General features: G+C 60.8%; 17 protein-coding genes and 1 tRNA gene. 7 read left to right on the top strand and 11 right to left on the bottom strand.

Going from position 1 to position 17,570, the window contains the following annotated elements:
* Positions 1 to 135: 135 nt before the first annotated feature.
* Both RY113_RS07690 and RY113_RS07685 read right to left on the bottom strand, forming a co-directional pair.
* On the bottom strand, positions 136 to 816 hold the full coding sequence (locus RY113_RS07690) for a response regulator transcription factor (protein ID WP_315914099.1): 681 nt from the start codon (positions 814 to 816) through the stop codon (positions 136 to 138).
* A gap of 15 nt (positions 817 to 831) precedes the next feature.
* Positions 832 to 2,154 carry an ATP-binding protein gene (locus RY113_RS07685; RefSeq protein ID WP_315914098.1) on the bottom strand — a complete coding sequence of 441 codons (1,323 nt, stop codon included), beginning with the start codon at positions 2,152 to 2,154 and terminating at the stop codon, positions 832 to 834.
* A 162-nt stretch (positions 2,155 to 2,316) separates the two neighbouring features.
* Between RY113_RS07685 and phoU the strand changes: the two genes are divergently transcribed.
* Complete coding sequence (phoU, locus tag RY113_RS07680; protein WP_315914097.1) at positions 2,317 to 2,979, top strand: phosphate signaling complex protein PhoU; 663 nt, start codon at positions 2,317 to 2,319, stop codon at positions 2,977 to 2,979.
* A 212-nt stretch (positions 2,980 to 3,191) separates the two neighbouring features.
* Here phoU and RY113_RS07675 read toward each other — a convergent pair whose 3' ends face one another.
* The gene (locus RY113_RS07675; RefSeq protein WP_110104979.1) at positions 3,192 to 3,938 is read right to left on the bottom strand and encodes a phosphoglyceromutase; all 747 of its coding nucleotides are present in this window, start codon (positions 3,936 to 3,938) and stop codon (positions 3,192 to 3,194) included.
* 240 nt (positions 3,939 to 4,178) lie between these two features.
* Here RY113_RS07675 and RY113_RS07670 point away from each other — a divergent pair, with 240 nt between their 5' ends.
* Positions 4,179 to 5,024, top strand: coding sequence for a class I SAM-dependent methyltransferase (locus RY113_RS07670; protein WP_315914096.1), 846 nt, complete (start codon positions 4,179 to 4,181; stop codon positions 5,022 to 5,024).
* A gap of 132 nt (positions 5,025 to 5,156) precedes the next feature.
* Here RY113_RS07670 and RY113_RS07665 read toward each other — a convergent pair whose 3' ends face one another.
* Positions 5,157 to 5,516, bottom strand: coding sequence for a DUF2516 family protein (locus tag RY113_RS07665; protein ID WP_245932051.1), 360 nt, complete (start codon positions 5,514 to 5,516; stop codon positions 5,157 to 5,159).
* Between the two features lie 9 nt (positions 5,517 to 5,525).
* Positions 5,526 to 6,719 (bottom strand): PLP-dependent transferase, encoded by a 1,194-nt coding sequence (locus RY113_RS07660; RefSeq protein ID WP_315914095.1) that lies wholly within the window; start codon positions 6,717 to 6,719, stop codon positions 5,526 to 5,528.
* A gap of 227 nt (positions 6,720 to 6,946) precedes the next feature.
* On the opposite strand from RY113_RS07660, the gene tmk reads away from it, so the two are divergent.
* From tmk to RY113_RS07635, 5 genes are all read left to right on the top strand, one after another.
* Positions 6,947 to 7,585, top strand: coding sequence for a dTMP kinase (gene tmk, locus RY113_RS07655; RefSeq protein ID WP_110105317.1), 639 nt, complete (start codon positions 6,947 to 6,949; stop codon positions 7,583 to 7,585).
* Positions 7,582 to 8,751: a DNA polymerase III subunit delta' gene (locus RY113_RS07650; protein ID WP_315914094.1), complete on the top strand. Its 1,170-nt coding sequence runs from the start codon at positions 7,582 to 7,584 to the stop codon at positions 8,749 to 8,751. The genes tmk and RY113_RS07650 overlap by 4 nt, the downstream gene beginning before the upstream one ends.
* A 300-nt stretch (positions 8,752 to 9,051) precedes the next feature.
* Positions 9,052 to 10,317, top strand: a complete 1,266-nt coding sequence (locus RY113_RS07645) for an alpha/beta hydrolase (RefSeq protein ID WP_315914093.1) — start codon at positions 9,052 to 9,054, stop codon at positions 10,315 to 10,317.
* A 154-nt stretch (positions 10,318 to 10,471) separates the two neighbouring features.
* Positions 10,472 to 10,547 (top strand) — tRNA-Thr (locus tag RY113_RS07640).
* Between the two features lie 257 nt (positions 10,548 to 10,804).
* Entirely contained in the window at positions 10,805 to 11,977 is a 1,173-nt protein-coding gene (locus tag RY113_RS07635; RefSeq protein ID WP_110104985.1) for a low temperature requirement protein A, read from the top strand.
* Between the two features lie 2 nt (positions 11,978 to 11,979).
* Here the strand turns inward: RY113_RS07635 and RY113_RS07630 are convergent, their stop codons facing one another.
* From RY113_RS07630 to RY113_RS07605, 6 genes are all read right to left on the bottom strand, one after another.
* Complete coding sequence (locus RY113_RS07630; protein ID WP_315914092.1) at positions 11,980 to 13,185, bottom strand: ABC transporter ATP-binding protein; 1,206 nt, start codon at positions 13,183 to 13,185, stop codon at positions 11,980 to 11,982.
* Positions 13,182 to 14,780, bottom strand: coding sequence for an ABC transporter permease (locus RY113_RS07625; protein ID WP_396334220.1), 1,599 nt, complete (start codon positions 14,778 to 14,780; stop codon positions 13,182 to 13,184). Before RY113_RS07625 ends, RY113_RS07630 begins: the two co-directional genes overlap by 4 nt.
* A gap of 5 nt (positions 14,781 to 14,785) precedes the next feature.
* Entirely contained in the window at positions 14,786 to 15,850 is a 1,065-nt protein-coding gene (locus tag RY113_RS07620) for an iron ABC transporter substrate-binding protein (RefSeq protein WP_315914091.1), read from the bottom strand.
* A gap of 155 nt (positions 15,851 to 16,005) precedes the next feature.
* Positions 16,006 to 16,551: a hypothetical protein gene (locus tag RY113_RS07615; RefSeq protein WP_110104987.1), complete on the bottom strand. Its 546-nt coding sequence runs from the start codon at positions 16,549 to 16,551 to the stop codon at positions 16,006 to 16,008.
* A gap of 1 nt (position 16,552) precedes the next feature.
* The gene (locus tag RY113_RS07610) at positions 16,553 to 17,221 is read right to left on the bottom strand and encodes a bacterial proteasome activator family protein (protein ID WP_110104988.1); all 669 of its coding nucleotides are present in this window, start codon (positions 17,219 to 17,221) and stop codon (positions 16,553 to 16,555) included.
* Between the two features lie 148 nt (positions 17,222 to 17,369).
* Complete coding sequence (locus RY113_RS07605) at positions 17,370 to 17,570, bottom strand: YbdD/YjiX family protein (RefSeq protein WP_315914090.1); 201 nt, start codon at positions 17,568 to 17,570, stop codon at positions 17,370 to 17,372.

The following is a 17,570-nucleotide window of genomic DNA, read 5'->3' as shown; positions in this document are numbered from 1 at the left end:
TCAGGGCCGCCCGGATTGTTATCCATCACAGCATATGACGCACACCACACCGAGGCAATCAAAATTCAACTTATACGCACATATGACACAGTTTTCCCCACACTTTTTGACGAATTGGCCAGGATCAGGCGTGCTTTAGGGTTCGAATTTGTAACCCAGCCCACGCACCGTCACTAGGTGCAGGGGCACGGCTGGATCCGTTTCAATTTTGCTGCGCAGCCTCTTCACATGCACGTCAAGAGTCTTGGTGTCCCCAACATAGTCCGATCCCCACACGCGATCGATCAGCTGGCCACGGGTAAGCACCTTCCCCGCGTTGCGCAGGAGCATTTCCAACAGTTCAAATTCTTTCAACGGAAAACTCACCGATTCCCCACGCACACTCACAACATGCCGGTCCACATCCATGCGTACCGGTCCTGCCTGGACCGCGGAGTCCATGAGCTCCTCCGGCTCGGCCTGACGGCGCAGAACCGCCCGAATCCGGGCAATCAGTTCACGGGAGGAGTAGGGCTTGGTGACATAGTCATCGGCCCCCAACTCCAGGCCAACCACCTTGTCAATCTCTGAATCCTTAGCGGTCAGCATGATAATGGGGACGCTTGAACGCTGGCGCAAATGCTTGCAAACCTCGGTTCCACTCATGCCCGGTAATTGCAGATCCAACAGAACCAAATCGGCGCCGCTGCGTTCAAACTCCACCAAGGCGTCCAGCCCGTTATCCGCTACCGAAACTTCATAGCCTTCCTTGGACAACAAGAATGACAACGGGTCGCTAATGGAATCTTCGTCTTCAACGATCAATATTCTACTCACGCTCGGTGCGCTCCTTTAGGTCAAGCCTGGGTGCCGCTCGGCGCGGTGGTGCGTTCCGCCGTCGGACGTTTGGTTGGAAAGTTGGGGCAGGCGCACGGTGAACGTGGAGCCCAGCTTCGGGGCCGACCACACTGTCACCTCGCCACCATGGTTGCTGATGATGTGTTTGACTATGCTCAGGCCCAGCCCAGTACCGCCAGTATGGCGCGAACGCGCAGTGTCAACCCGGTAAAACCGCTCAAAAATGCGGTCCTGCTCGGTGGGGCTGAGTCCGTCACCTTGATCGGAAATGCTGACGGAGACCACCTCATCCGTCACCGAAAGCCCGATCCCGACCTGCGTATTTTCCGGGGAATACCGCACAGCATTATCAATCAGATTGCGCAGAGCGGTCACGAGCTGGGAGCGGTCGCCATAGACCTGCGCCGGCTGGCCGGGCCCCACGGCGATGGTGATGTTCCGGCTCTGCGCGGGGAGCCTTGTCCTGTCCACGGCCTCGGCAATAACCCCGTTGATATCCACCTCGGTGCCCACCCGCACCACATCTTTGCCCTGCACGCGCGAGAGTTCGATGATGTCCTGGACCAGGGCGGCCAGCCGCGCAGATTCTGTCATCATGCGTGAGGCGAAACGGCGGACAGTTGCTTGATCTTCCGGCGCCGATTCAAGCGCCTCAGCCAGAAGCGAGATGGCCCCCACGGGTGTTTTCAGCTCGTGTGAAACGTTGGCCACGAAATCGTTGCGCACGGCTTCCGTTCGGGCAATTTCGGTGCGGTCATCCGCCAACAGCAAGATGTACTCCTCACCCAGAGGGGCAACGCGCACCTGGATCACCAAGGTGCCCTGACCCGAAGTCGCCGGGAACAGGTCAGCGGGTGGCGCTGTGGCGTGGGTTGCTGTGGCGTGGGTTGCTGTGGCGTGGGTTGCTGTGGCGTGGGTTGCTGTGGTCGGTGGGACTTCGGTGGGCGGCGTTGGCGCAGCCGCTCCGCCAGGTAGGACGACGCGTGGCAAAATAAGGTCACGTTCTTCAATAACACCGTCGCGACGTACCCGGTGGGCAAGTTCAATGAGTTCGTGATGGACCACCGTATGGCCGCGCACCAGGCCGAAGGCGTACGCACCCGGGCTGGCGCGGACAACGCCGTCGACCGTGTCAATGACAATGTAGGCCTTGCCCACCACGGAAAGAACCTCGGCGGAACCGTCTGGCAACAGGGGTTCACCAATGTCTACAGTGCGTTGGCGTGAACGTTCGCTCAGACTAAATGCGAGCATGCCAAACACACCCAGGGCCAAGCCAATAAGCCCGGCCACCACTCCTACCAGCAAGGGATCCACAGCTCAAGCCTATGTGCTGATGACACGGATTTTCACCAACCGGCTCCCCTAAACCGTGCGTTCAGCTAACGTTCACCTTCAGGTGCCCAACCGTTCATATGCAGGTGACATATTGGAGGGCAGGACAGGCCCGTTGTGGGCTACCCGTGAAAGGAAGCATCTGTGCGCAAAGTATTCCAGGCCGAGCTCCACCAAATTGGTGAGGGCCTGATTGAGATCTCTGATCTAGTTCTCGAAGCTATCGCGAAGGCAACGGCCTCTTTCGCTACGGCCGATCTTCCCAGCGCGCAAGAAGTCATTGCCGCCGATGCCCGGATCGATTTTCTGCAAAACGATCTCGACGAACGAGCCATTGACGTCCTTGCTTTGCAGGGCCCCGTGGCCAGTGACCTCCGCATGATTGTGGGCTCCCTGCGTATGAGCGCATCTTTGGAACGCATGGGCGATCTGGCCCGGCACATTGCCCAATTGACGCGGCTACGCTTCCCTAACCCAGTGATCCCGGCATCTCTAACGGAAACTTTTGCCGAGTTGGCCCGGCTGGACATCTTCATTGCGGGGAAGGTAACGGAGCTCTTGGAGAGCCGGGATCTTGAACTGGTGGCCGAGATCTCTGCGGCTAAGTCCCAGATCAACAAGCTGCATAAAACCGTATTCGCCACCATGGCCGCTCCTGAATGGCAGGAAACCGCCGCCACCACTGTCGATGTCACGCTGGCCAGCAGGTATTTTGAACGTTTTGGCGATCACGGAGTGTCAGTGGCCCGCAAAGTCTCCTACCTGGTGACGGGCGAATGGCAGCCCGAAGAGTTCTTGGCCGTCTAAATTCCGGCCGCGCTGCAACTTACGCGCCCGCCTCCCACTAATGCGCCCGGTCTACAGGTCGCATTAGTGGGAGGCGGGCGCATTTTTTATGGGGGCACGCGCCCTAGGGCCGGGCGTGGAGAGTGTGTAGGGAACGGCTGCGGGGCGGCACCTTTCGTGTGAAAGGTACCGCCCCGCCCTGGTGCATTAAAGTCGCGTGCGTTTAAGAGGTGTTACTTCTTGCCCTGGTTCGCTACAGCCTGGATAGCAGCAGCTGCGGCTTCGGGGTCCAGGTACGTGCCGCCGGGGGTGATGGGGGCGAAGTTCTCATCCAGTTCGTAGACGAGCGGGATTCCCGTGGGGATGTTCAGCGAGGCGATGGCGTCATCTGAGATGCCGTCCAGGTGCTTGACCAAGGCGCGCAGCGAGTTGCCGTGGGCCGTAACCAGAACAGTCTTGCCGGCCTTGAGATCTTCCTTGATATCCGATTCCCAGTAGGGCAGCAGACGGATCAGGACGTCCTTGAGGCACTCGGTGCGCGGCAGGGCCTCACCCAAATCCGCGTATCGGGGATCGTGAGCCTGGGAGAATTCACTGTCATCGGACAAGGCAGGCGGCGCGGTGTCGTAGCTGCGGCGCCATTCCATAAACTGCTCTTCGCCAAACTCGGCCAATGTCTGGGCCTTATCCTTACCCTGGAGCGCACCGTAGTGACGTTCGTTCAGACGCCAGTCACGCTTGACGTCAATCCAGCCGCGATCGGCCGCTTCCAGGGCCAGATTCGTGGTGTTGATGGCACGCTTGAGTCGCGAGGTGTAGACAATATCCGGCAGAAGGTTCTTCTCCACCAGCATCTCACCACCGCGTACGGCCTCGGTGCGGCCCTGATCATTCAAATCAACATCCACCCAGCCGGTGAACAGGTTCTTGGCGTTCCACTCACTGTGGCCATGGCGAAGCAAAATCAACGTATAAGTCATACTTTCATCTTACCGGGCGTATTCGTTGGGCCAGAATTACTACGCAGATTTGCACTTTGGGCTGTTGCTCGTCATCTCTGCTCTATCCGCCAGCACCCCTTTGAAGCACTGGTTGAACCCACCCAAAAACTGGGGTATCGAAGAGAGCGCCGGCAACAGGCACGTGATTGTGACTGGCAACACAGGGCGAAAAGGTCAAAAGCGGCGGTTCCACCGCTGTGCACAAAATAAAATTCTTAAGTGGTTCAACGTGCGCAGCGAGTGGGAAACTCTTCAGTCGACCCCTCAAACCGCGTAGTTCGCCAACGCAACAAGCCCTTTGGCAATGCGACCCGTGGCACCACAAATCCGAACCGGCTGCGCCGTGTTGACCGCTGGCTGGCAGGTCCCCAAGCCTGGCGGCTGAAATGCGAAAGCAACCCTCTTGTGGTTGACCTGGGATATGGCGGCTCCCCTGCAACGGCTGTTGAACTGTATTCGCGCATTCATGCCGTGTGCCCAGCGGCCCATGTGACGGGCATCGAAATTGAGCCAGAACGCGTTCGCATCGCGAAGAAACTCGAGCACGATGGCCTGGATTTCCGGGTAGGCGGCTTTGAAATCCCGGTCTCCGGCAAGGCCACCATGGTGCGGGCGTTCAATGTCCTGCGTCAATATGATGAGGCAGATGTCCGGCTGATCTGGGACACCGTCTGCTCACGCTTGGCCCCACAGGGAATCTTTGTGGATGGCACCTGCGATGAGATTGGCAGGCGCAGTACCTGGGTGGCACTCGATAGCACGGGCCCACTCTCGCTCACCATTTCGCTGCGTTTTGGTGGTTTTGAACTGCCGTCCGACGTTGCCGAACGCCTGCCCAAGGCCCTCATCCACCACAACATGCCCGGCGAGCGGATCCACACATTCCTTCAGGCTCTGGACAAGCATTGGCTGGCCGGCTCAGCGCTGGCGCCCTTCGGCAACCGGCAGCGTTGGCTGGCTATGTGCCAAAAAATGTACGACGACGGCTGGCCAGTGGTGCGTTCACCCTCACGGTGGCGCTTGGGTGAACTGACCGTGGCCTGGTCCGCAGTGGATCCCTACTAAGTTCAGTGGAGCATAGCCAAGGGTTGAGCCCAGCTAAGGGTTACGCAGGCACCTGCCAAAGCGGGCACGTGCCTAGGGCAGCGGTTAGCTAAAGGGCACGTACCTGAGGGCAACGGTTAACAGGGACAACAATTACCAGGAAGAGCCGCGGTTTTGGCCGCCGCGCTTGCGTGCGCGAACCTCAACGAGGGCCGGGCGCACGTCTGCCAAGTAGACCCCTGCAGCGGTAGCGCCGCCCAAGGTCAGCAGCAACATCATGCCAAGCGGCGGCACCGTCAAGGTCATGATGGGGCCAATGATGTACAGGAACCCAAAGAAACTAGCGCCGCCTGTCAGGGCAGCCCAAAACGTCTTAGTCCGCTTGTACACGCGTTCGAAGTCACTGGGCGGGGTGCGCAAGCAATCGGCAAGTGCCCACACTTGAACGCCGAAGGCCAGCAGTCCCAGTGCCACCAGGATGAGGAACTCTAGAAAGTGCATAATGTTTACCACAGACTCAGCTTACAGTCCCGCACCGGATATTGGCTGTGAGAGCTGGTCCAGCGCCTGATCTAGATCGGCCCAGAGGTCTTCCACATTCTCAATACCAACGCTTAAGCGCAAGAGATTCTGGGGAACAGTATCCGGCTCATTGGCGTGGCGCCGGCGCCTTTCAATGAGCGATTCAACTCCGCCCAGCGAGGTGGCGGGAGTCCACAAGTCCAGCGCCTCCACAACGGCGGTTGCGGCCTCTGCTCCCCCAGCCACTTGAATGCACAAAACAGAACCAAAACCACTCATTTGTGCTTTGGCCCTGACATGACCCGGGTCCGACTCCAGACCTGGGAACAAAACCTTCTCAACGCCGCTATGCGTGTCCAGACGGCGGGCCAGCTCAAGGGCGCTGGCCTGGGAACGTTCCACCCGCAGCGCCAGAGTCCGCAGGCCCCGCAGCGCCAACCACGCCTCAAAAGGTCCGGCGATGGCTCCATGGATGGAACGGTGATGCAGCAGAGCCTCGCGCAGATCCGGGCGGGAGGTGGCAAGGGCGCCGAGGATGACATCAGAATGGCCGGCCAAGTACTTCGTCACTGAATGCAGAACAATGTCAGAGCCCAGCTCGAGAGGCTTTTGCACCAGCGGAGTGGAGAAGGTGTTATCGGTGACAATGATGGCCCCCACCGCCTGGGCCGAACGGCATAGCAACTCCATATCAGCCACTTCCAGCATGGGGTTGGTGGGGCTCTCCAGCCACAGCATGTCAGCTGCCTTCTCCCCCGCCCCCGTCAACGCCGCGATGACCTCATCATTGTTGGCGATGTCCACGGTACGCAACGTAAACAAGCCCTTCGCAGCCTGTTCCTGCGCCATGACCAGCGCACCCTGGTAGGAGTGGATGGGCATAACGAGAGTGCCGCCTGTGGGGATCAGCGAAAGCGCGGCAGAAGCCGCAGCCAGACCGGAACTGAAAATGAGGGCCGGCAGCGTGGCACCTTCTAGCTGGGACAGTGCCTCCTCCAACGGATCCCAGGTGGGGTTGGAATAGCGCCCGTACGCCCGATCGCCATCGACAACGGTCCCGGTTCCCACATAGGTAGAGGAGAGCATGATCGGCGGATTGACGGGGGCGTCGTGAACGCGTGGGGGGCGCCCTGCCGCCACAACAAGGGTGTCGGGGCGTAGGTGTTCGGGGTGGCTGGCAGGCTGGTGCGTCATACTTTCCACACTAGACCGCCTGCGTCACGCTCGCGCACATTGTGACATTAGCCGGGCGGGCCACCTGGCGTGGTGGGCGTGGCGGCTGGCACCGAGCAGGCGGGTGGCGGGCCACCGCCCTGGCGTGGCGGCTGGAGCCGCTGTCCTTGTGGATAAGCTTCCGGTGCCGCAAGGAATCATTCAGCTTGGGCCGGTAGGCTGGTGGGGTGACTGATTCTGCTGCCCCGATGCCGGGCTTATTCATTGCTTTTGAGGGCGGCGACGGTGCTGGAAAATCCACTCAGGCTGCATTGTTAGCCAAGACCCTCTCCCACGCCGGACACACAGTTTTGCGCACCCGTGAGCCAGGCGGCACCCCGGTGGGCGAAAAGCTGCGTTCCCTAGTCCTGGATCACGGCCAAGGTGAAATCGATGCCCGGACCGAGGCATTGATCTTCGCAGCAGCCCGGGCAGCACACGCGGCTCAAGTCATCATTCCAGCTGTGGCCCGTGGAGAGATAGTACTCAGCGACAGGTATGCGGATTCCTCGATCGCTTACCAGGGTTCCGGGCGCGGACTCGGCACGGCAGCCATCAAGGATCTCAACGATTGGGCTACCGGTGGTCTGTGGCCGGATCTGACCGTCCTGCTGGATGTCTCCCCGACTGCCGGGCGGGAACGGCGCACGGCCGGTGACGCTACTGAAGACCGGATGGAATCAGAACCGGATCATTTCCACGCCGCCATCCGTACCGCCTTTCTTGACTTAGCCGCGGCCAGCCCCGAGCGTTATGTGGTGCTTCCCGCCGGTGGCAGCGTGGATGAGCTTGCCGCATCTGTGGCCCGGCATGTGCAAGATCTGTTGCACAAACGGTCCCGGGCATGAGCGTCTGGGTTGATCTGCAGGGCCAGGACAGTGTGGTCTCGCAGCTGCGGCGTGCCGCCCAGTCTGGCAGCCCCACGCACGCGTGGCTTTTGACGGGCCCGCCGGGCTCAGGGCGCTCAAATGCGGCGCTGGCCTTTGCCGCCGCCCTGGTCTGTGAGCAGTCCGAACTCAACGCCCGCGGCTGCGGTGTGTGCAAGGCCTGCCACACCACCATGGCCGGAACCAACGCCGACGTCACCTTCATCGCCACCGAGAAAACCACGATCACCATTGAGGAAGCCCGCTCGCTGGTCCGCAAGGCCTATGACAGCCCCTCCTCCGCACGGTGGCGGGTCATGATTGTTGGTGACGCCGACCGCATGGCCGAACGCACCACGAACGTCTTGCTCAAGGCCATCGAGGAACCGCCTCCGCGGACCATCTGGATCCTGTGCGCTCCGAGCCCGGCCGATGTCCTTGTGACGATCCGGTCCCGCTGCCGCACCCTGACCTTGCGCCTGCCCCCCGTTGAGGATGTGGCCGCGCTGCTGGTGCGCCGCGACGGTATTGATCCTGCGCTTGCGTTGATCTCCGCCCGCGCCGCGCAAAGCCACATTGGGATTGCTCGGCGCCTCGCCAGAGATCCCGGTGCCCGTGAACGTCGCGATGCCACGGTCCGGCTGCCGCTGAATCTGCGTGACGTCACCACGGCTGTCATGGCGGCCGCTTCTCTGCTGGCGCTGGCCCAGGAAGAAGCCTCTTCCTCCAATGAAGAGCGCGACGCCGTCGAAAAAGCCACGCTGTTGCGCAACCTCGGCGCCCCCGAGACTGGGACGCTGCCACCTCCTTTGCGCGCCCAGGTGCGTGCCTTGGAAGAGGACCAGAAGCGGCGCGCCAAGCGCTCGGTGACGGATCATTTGGACCGGGCGCTGACAGATCTGCTCTCTTTCTACCGGGATGTGCTGGTTCTGCAGCTAGCCGCCCGCGGCGGGAACGGCGCGCTGGCCCAAGGCGTTGAACTCGTCAATGAAGGTCTCAGGGGAGACCTGTTCGCCTTTGCCCAAAACTCCCGTGCGGAAGCCACCCTTGCCCGTATGGATGCCATCAATGCCGTGCGCCACCGGCTCACCACCACCAATGTTGCCCCGCTGCTGGCTCTTGAAGCCATGGCAGTAAGCCTGCTCTAAAACGTGAAGGACTCCCATATGCCTGCCGGAAACCAACGACGGCGACCCCGCCTCCGCCTGCCCCTCACCGCCGCTGCGGCTCTTCTGGGGCTGCTCTTGAGCTCCTGCTCCGTACTGGCGCCAGAACAACCCTCGGTCAGCTCCGCGGATTCGTCAATCGTGGGCGAAGTGCCTGCGGACCTGTTGACCTTTTACGGCCAAACGGTGACCTGGACCTCATGTAGTGGGGGGTTCCAATGCACCGAGGTAAACGTTCCAATGAATTATGGGGCCCCTAAGAAGGACTCCATAAAATTATCTGTGATCCGTCTGCCCGCCTCCGGGAAGCGCCAAGGCGCCATGCTGATCAACCCTGGCGGGCCTGGGGGCTCCGGTGTGGACATGGTCAAGAACGGCGCCAGTTCCTATTTTTCCGCCAAACTGCGCGGAGCCTATGACGTGGTGGGTTTTGACCCGCGAGGTGTGCAACGGTCTGCCGGGATCAGGTGCCTGGACGATGCACAGATGGATGCGGCACGGCAGTTGGACTGGGACTTGAGCACAGATGCCGGGTTCGCCAACGCAGAAGCTGAGGGAAAACGGCAGGCAGAGCTGTGCATCAAGAACTCCGGGCCCGTGCTGGAACTCATGGACACCGTCAGCGCAGCCCGTGACATGGATATCCTCCGTGCCGTGGTGGGAGATACAAAGCTGAACTACATGGGGTTCTCCTACGGCACCAAATTGGGCGCTACTTATGCCGGGTTGTTTCCTTCTCGAGTGGGACGCTTCTCCCTGGACGGCGCCATGGACCCCTCACTAAACATTGATCAGGTCTCGATGGGACAGGCTGTTGGCTTTGAAAACGCCCTGCGGGCCTGGGTTGCGGATTGTCTGAGCAGCACCGAGTGCCCCGTATCCGGGACTGTGGATGAGGCAATGGCCCAAATTCGGGAGCTCAACGACGTCTATACCGCCACGCCCCAACAGACCCCGGAGGGCCGTGTTGTGACGGGAACCGAATTCACCGGGGCCATTGCTTTTGGCATGTACTCCACCGATTTGTGGGCCCCTTTGACGGGCGCCTTGAAACAAGCCTTTGCCGGTGACGCCTCGGGCATGCTCATGCTGGCGGATTTCTCTGCGGATAGGGACTCCGATGGTAAGTACAATTCCAACACAGCCGCCGCCTTTGCCGCCGTCAACTGTCTTGACTACCCCATGAACTCGGATCTGACACACATGCGTGAACAGGCAGAGCTTTTGAAGAAGGCTGCCCCCACGTTCGGCGAACTGCTGGCCTACTCCGGATTGAACTGCAAGGCCTGGCCGTACCCCGCAACGGGCAAGCCCGCCCCGATCACCGCAGCAGGCGCCGGACCCATCTTGGTGGTCGGCACAACGGGCGATCCTGCTACTCCCTATACCTGGGCAGAAGCGTTGGCCAAGCAGCTGGATTCCGGGGTCTTGGTGACGTGGAAAGGCCAAGGCCACACCGCCTACGGCCGTGCCAACGCCTGCCTGACGTCCGTAGTAGATGACTACTTTGTGGACGGCAAGGTACCGAACGCGGGAACGCGCTGCTAACTTTTGCCGCCCGGCACCGGCGCGGGCTGAAGAGCGGGCGGCGGGGCGGGCGGCGGGACGGGCGGCAGCGCCGATTTTGTACATCCGGCCCGCACCGATTAGAGTAGTTTCTTGTGTTCGGTACTTGATCCCGCAAGGGCCCAAACCAGCACAGGCCTCCATAGCTCAGTTGGTAGAGCGTTTCACTCGTAATGAAAAGGTCAACAGTTCGATTCTGTTTGGAGGCTCCACTAAAACCCCCGGATTCTAAGGAATCCGGGGGTTTTCTGGTTGTGTCCCCACAAATCCCGGGTTTGGACTGTAAACCATGGCTTGAGCCAACCGCTATTCCTTCGCTCCGAGTCCGAGTGCCTGCCGGTAAGAATCGATCCGTGAGAAATGGTCGCTAAGGACATACCTAAACCACCATTTCTCCCGGATGGATGAGGATACGCCCGGGAAAAGTCCCGTACCCAGCAGGCCGGAACCCCGGGCATAAAATGTGCCCATGAGCAGAAAACCTCAACCTCACCCAACCGCACCCCGGCAGCCGGCGCGTGAACCCGGGCGGGTTCACTGGATGGAATTGTTCTTCGATTTAGTGTTCGTGGCCTTCGTGGGACAGCTGGCCCACGGCATCCACGGCGATCCCGGCTGGGCGGAATTTGGCACCTACGTGCTGCTGTTCTTCCCCGCCTGGTGGGCGTGGGCCAACATTGTCTCGGTAGTGAATCTGCTCCCCGGCCTGACAGCCCGGGTGCTTGGGGTGGCCATGCTGGCTGCCATGGCCGCAGCAGCACTTATGGCGGCAGCCGCCCCGGAAGCCTTTGGCGAGCGGGCATGGGCCTTCTCGCTGGCAAACGCCGCCATGCGCATAGTCCTACTCATTCTGTGGCTGTACCAGCACCGCACATTCTCCACCGATTCGCCGTGGCGGATCTGGGTCTATAACGGCGGAACCGCGGCCCTGTGGCTCATTGCAGCGTTCTTGCCACTGGCCGCCACCGTGAGCCTCTGGGCGGTTTCGATAGCCCTTGAAATTCTCATGGTGGCCAACAGCAACCGAATCGGGGCCAACCGGAGCATGGCCGCCATCAACATTGAGCACGCAGGGGAACGGTTGGGCCTGTTTGTGATCATAGTTCTGGGGGAATCGGTGTTTAGCATTGTCAACGAGGCAGCCACCGATTGGAGCCCCAGTACCGGCCTCGTGGCATCCTTGGGGTTCATCATCGTGGCCTTGCTTGGCTGGGCTTTCTTCCAATACGGCATGGGCACGCTGTCCAGCGGCTTGGAACACCTGCGCGAACGGGGCGATCTCACCGGGATCCTGCAAACCACACTGTTCATGCCGTTCGTGCTGGTTCTGGGGGTGACCTCACTCGCCGCAGGCATTGCCACCGCCATCCCGGAACCGTTCAAGCCGCTGCCGCTAGGCGCAACCATCGCCTTGGGCGGCGGGATCGCTCTCTTTTACGCCACTAACGCGGCCGCCTCGCTGCGCTACGGACAACCTCCGCGCACGGTCCTGATCTGGAGCATCCCCACCGTGGTGATTGCGCTTTGCCTAATTCCGGCTAGCGCAACCCAGCCAGCCGCCGTGGTGCTTGCTCTGGTGGCGGGCCTTCTGGTGGCGCTCACCGGCTATGTTGAAATCACCGCACGGCTGCGGCACACCTGACGTTAGTCCCAGGGAAAGACCACGCCCTCACCCACCACTTTCAGTGATAGTTCGGTACCAGGACGGGCCAGCATGGCGTTCCAGTGCCTGATGTTGATAATCTCCCCACCAACAGGCTGGTGGGGGTCCGCAGGGTGTTCGGCGTCCACCAAAATAGGTTCCAGCTGTATTCGGACAGTGGTTTCGGGGCCAAAGTAATCGGTGTCCACCACGCGTCCACGGATGGGCCCATTGCTGGAAATGCGGATTTGTTCGGGCCGCAACATCAAATAAACCTTGCCCTGTACCGGTGGGCGGCGCACTGGGATTCCTCCCAGCGAGCACAAGGCCAAGGAACCTTCCATCCATGCCTCAATGATGACGGCGTCGCCAAGAAACTCTGCGGTGGCCCTGTCCGAGGGGCGGGTGTACACCACAAAAGGGCTCCCAATTTGAGCCAACTTGCCATCACGCATCACGGCCACCTGATCGGCGAAACTGAGGGCCTCTGATTGGTCATGGGTGACGAGGATGGTGGTCACCCCGGCCTGTTTGAGTGTTTGTGAGACAGCGCGCCTGGTAGCAACGCGCAATCCCGCGTCGAGTGCACTAAATGGCTCATCCAAGAGCATCAGCTGGGGCTGCCGGGCCAGTGCACGCGCCAAGGCGACACGCTGTTGCTGCCCACCGGAAAGCTGGTGGGGCCGGCGTTTTGCATAGGAGGTGTCCATGGAAACCATCTCCAGCAACTCCCCCACCCGAAGCGCCGCCGCTTTGCCGCGCAAAGGCAGGCCGAAGGCTATATTTGCCCCCACGCTCAAGTGCGGGAACAACGCGCCATCCTGAGCCACATAGCCAACACTTCGCTTATGGGCCGGAAGCCAGGTGGATGGCCCGGCTACTTCTTCCCCGCCCAAGGCTATCCGGCCCGCACTGGGAGAGGCAAAGCCGGCAATGAGCCGAAGAAGTGTGGTTTTGCCAGAGCCCGAAGGTCCCACAATGGCCGTGCTGCGCCCCTGGGCAACATCCAGATTGACCCCTTTGAGGACTTCCGCACCGCCAAAGTTCTTGCGCAGATTAGTGATCTGCAAGTGGTCTGGAGCGTCACTGGCAGCATCAACAAAAGTCAAGCTTTCAGGTGTCCCCGGAGGAGGACCGCCGCGCACAAGACGGGCACCGGAGGATTCATTGGGGCGCGGAGTGTTGAAACCGTGGGGGTGGGTGGTCATTGACCGGCCGCCTTCTTGGATTGCACGAACAGTAAATACGTCATGGGTGCTGAAAGCAAGATCATCAATAACGCATACGGGGCAGCACCCACGTAATCGATCTCGCTACTCAATGACCAGAATTGGGTGGCCAATGTGCGGGTACCGTTGGGCGCCAACAGCAGCGTTGCTGTCAGCTCATTGACGATTCCAAGAAATACCAGGGCGGCCCCGCCGGCGGCAGCCGGGGCTGCCAGGCGTAGCGTCACCCGCAAGAAGGCGATCAGCGGCGGTTTCCCCAACGCTTGCGCGGCTTCATCGAGTTCATACGGTGCCTGGGCCAGCCCTGCCCGCAGGTTCACCAACGCCCGCGGCATGAACAGCAGCGCGTAGGCGCCCACAAGCACCAGAGAACTTTGGTAAATGGCAGGCACGTTGTGGACGGTGATGGTCACCAGCGCCAGCGCCACCACAATCCCTGGCATGGAACTGGAAATGTAGTTTGCACCCTCCAAGATCTTACTCATTGGTCCGGGATGACGGACCACCAAATATGCCAGCGGAAAGGCCAACACAATGGTTACCAAGGCGCCCATCGCACCGTACCCCAGGGTGTGCAGCAATGTTGGTAGGAGATCGGGGCGCTGCCAAATAACGGCTCCGCCAGCCACCAGCCACCGTCCCACATGCCACAAGGGGACGCCCAGAGCCAACGCTGTCACACCCGCCAGCAGCAATTGCCCCAGCCCTTGGTAACGCCCTAGTGGCACACGGTGCGGAGTGGATTGCGCGCCTGCGCCCACCCGCGCGTAGCGGGCACGGCCGCGCGTCTTGGATTCTCCTAGTAGCAGCAGGAGGCAAAATATGACCAGTACGCTGGCAAGCATGTTTGCAGCTGCACCGTTGAAGGTTGATTGGAACTGGTCATAGATGGCGGTGGTGAAGGTATCGAAGGCGATCATCGCGAAAGCGCCGTACTCGGCCAGCAAGTGCAGGGACACCAACAGTGCCCCACCCGCCGCGGCTAACCGAAGCTGTGGGAGGATCACACGGAAAAATACTTTCCAGGGGCTAAGTCCCAGAGACGCTGCGGACTGTTCCAACGCTGGATCAAGCCGGCTCAGCACTGCTGCCACAGGAATATAAACCAACGGGAAATAGGACAGTACTGAGATCAGCACACCCCCAAAGATCCCTCCCAGCGAGGGAATGGCACTGACCCAGGCATAACTATTGACGAATGCGGGGATGGCCAAAGGCGCTGCCAGAAGCACCGCCCACGCCTTATGTCCGGCCAGGCTGGTACGTTCCACCAACCAGGCCCCGCCCACACCAATGACAACGCACAGCGGCACAGTGATGAGCACCAACAACAGGGTGTTTATTACCAATTCGCCCACCCGTGGGCGGAACACTAGGGCAACAATGGAATCCCACCCAGTGTTGGCGGTGGCAACCACAACAAAGCCCAGCGGTAGTAACGAAAATGCTGCGATCACAAAACAAAGTACAACAACGGGCCAGGGACCCAGGTGTGAACCCCGGCCCCTGGCCATCTTCGGTGAGATCGTGGCACCCAAGGTGGGTGACGGCGTCGTACTTTGCGCAGAATCCATTGAAACTACAGTAGACCCGCCTGGGTCATCAGATCGCTAACCTTCGCAGAATTCAGTTTCGCCGGGTCGATCTTGGGTGCCTGCAGATCTGCTAGCGGGATCAGCTTGGGGTTGGCCGGGACATCGCTGCCAACCGGGTACTCGAAGCTGGTGCCAGTCTGTAATACCGTTTGGCCGGCCTTGCCCGTGACGAACTCCAAGAATTTCTGAGCACTGTCCTGGTGCTTGCTGGACGCGAGGACGCCACCACCGGAGATGGAGACAAACGCGCCCGGATCTTCGTTCTTGAAGTAGTGCAGAGCCACGTTCTTGGAGTTCTCGCCGGTCTTGGCCTGATCGCCAAACCAGTAGTAGTGGTAGATGACGGCGCCTTCAACCTCTCCTGCGTTGACGGCCTTCATGGCGGTGCTATTGCCCTTGTAAGCCTTGAAGTTTTCCTTCATGGACTTCAACCAGGACAGTGTTGCGTCCTCACCCTTGAGCTCCAGCATGGCGGAGACAATGGCCTGGAAGTCAGCGCCAGACGGCGATGCCGCCCACCGACCCTTCCACGCAGGATCGGCTAAGTCCATGATGGATTTGGGCAGCTGCGCCTCGCTGAGCTTTGTTTTATCGTACGCAAAGACGGTGCTGCGGGCAGCAATTCCTGTCCACTTGTTGGTGGAGGGACGGAACTGCTCCGGAACCTGACCCTGTACGGTCTTGCTGATGTCAGTGAACAACCCTGCGTTTTCCACCTGCGTCATGGCGGGCGAGTTCTCCGTCAGGAAAACATCAGCCGGGGACTTGGCCCCCTCGGCGATGATCTGGTTGCTGAGCTCAAGATCGCTGCCCTGACGCAACGTGACCTTGATACCGGTTTCCTGGGTGAACTGATCAACCCAAGCCTGCGTCAATGATTCGTGCTGGGCGTTGTACACGGTGATGGCATCATCCGCGCCACCGGCTGCTCCGCTGCTTTGCGCCGGAGACGTGGTGCCGCCGCAGGCGGCAAGGGCGAGGATGGATGCTCCCGCAACGGCCGTGAGGGCGGATTTGCGCAGCATGGTCAGGGTGGGCCAAGTCTTCATAGGGCAGCCTTTCGGCGGTTGAAATAAATAGCTTAGATAACTCGATCGTAATCCACCAGAGGGCAGGCTATCCTCACTTCACCCCAATTATGACGCAGCTCATACATTTTTTATAACTTCTTCAGGGACAGCGCGTAGGATTCCCGAAGCTATGGCTAGGACGTTGCCTGCTTGTGCAACAGCTCCCCGGCCCGCTCCACGTGACGGGCCACAATTGCCGCCTTAAGTTCCACGCCGGACGCCTCCCCCACACCCAGCCGCACCAGAGCAAGAGCCTCGGCAGCGGCCGCTAGGGCATTTCCGGAGCGGGAGAGCTCGCGGTGCACATCATTGAGGTAGCCGCCAGTGCCGAGCGGGACTTCCATGCCATCACTGGGAGCCGTGCGCTGGGCTTCCATGACGATCCCATGGACTATGGGCAGCAAATCCGCAAGATTGTTGGCCACCATAACCATGGCCTGATACGTGCCCTCGGAGCACACCGGGGATGGCGCAGGGCCGCTGGCCGGACCACTGGCTTTGGCAGCTCCTTCAGCACCAGCGGCACCGGCAGCACCAGCGGCTTCTAAGCCTTCAAGCATTTGGTGAAAACGGTCCAGCCCGCGCCGGAAGCGGTCGTGGTCGCGGCGCCAGACGCCTTTGCCGAGCTCGGCGTCGTCGCGCTTGGCCTGGCGGGAGGCACCAAAGAGTCCTTTGAGCATGCTAGAGGTACTGCCCCGGCCCGCCTGCGTCGGGGCCTCCCAAAGCGGCGCCTTCCGGCCGGGCACTGGCCGGCATGCCACGGCCCGCTGGTGCACGCTGGGGCTCACCGTTCTCGCCCACAATGACACCGGGGGCGATCATGGTACCCGGCGGCAGCTGGTGCATGGCAAGGCGGGCAGCCGTTTGCTGGTTCGCCATGGCTTGGGCTGCCAGCGCGGTCTGAATGCCGTGGAACACCCCTTCCAGCCAGCCAACCAGCTGTGCTTGGGCAATGCGCAGCTCAGCGTCAGATGGCGTGACGTTGTCCGTAAAAGGCAGGCTCAGCCGGTGCAGTTCCGCGATGAGTTCCGGGGCCATGCCATCTTCCAGCTCGGCAATGGACGCTTGGTGAATTTCTGCCAGACGGACCCGCGCGGCGTCATCAAGCGGGGCACTCTTGACTTCATCCAGGAGCTGTTTGACCATGGTGCCAATACGCATGACCTTGGCTGGCTGGTCCACCAGCTCCGCTATATTGCTCTGATTCTTGGCTGCCTTGGATTCCTGCTCCGCAGGGCTGTCCACTCCAGGGCCATTTGCTCCCTGGCTGCCACCGGCATCCGCGGTGTTCACCAAAACTGTGCCTTCGGCCGCGTCGTCAGGGGCCGGGATCTGCGCCTTTTCACTCATAGTGCCAGTCTCTCACGGCCGCACAAGGGCCTCACCCGTGGAGGGCGTGCCAAAGTCAGAGCCACCCACCGGCGAGGGCGTGCCAACGTGGCGAGGGCGGGTGAAATTTCACCCGCCCTCGGCACGTTGGCGCACTCTCACAGAGCGCTTAGCAGCAGCGGCCCTCCGGGTTGGTGTCCTGGCGCTGGTTCTTATCTCGCCAGAATTCCTTCACGCTCAGGGCCGGGGCCTCGCAGCGGGTGGCGCTGTGGTGCTCAAGGTAGCGCTCGTAGGCGTCCGCCCCGAGAACTCCCGTGAAGTACTTGTTCACGGCTGCCAACATTTCCGCCGCCCGGCGCAGGGTTTCCAT

Origin of the sequence: Arthrobacter sp. lap29, from assembly GCF_032458965.1 — a bacterium.
GTDB classification, from domain to species: domain Bacteria; phylum Actinomycetota; class Actinomycetes; order Actinomycetales; family Micrococcaceae; genus Specibacter; species Specibacter psychrochitiniphilus.
Note: the sequence above shows the minus strand (reverse complement) of the source record. Positions and strands in the feature narration are given on the sequence as shown.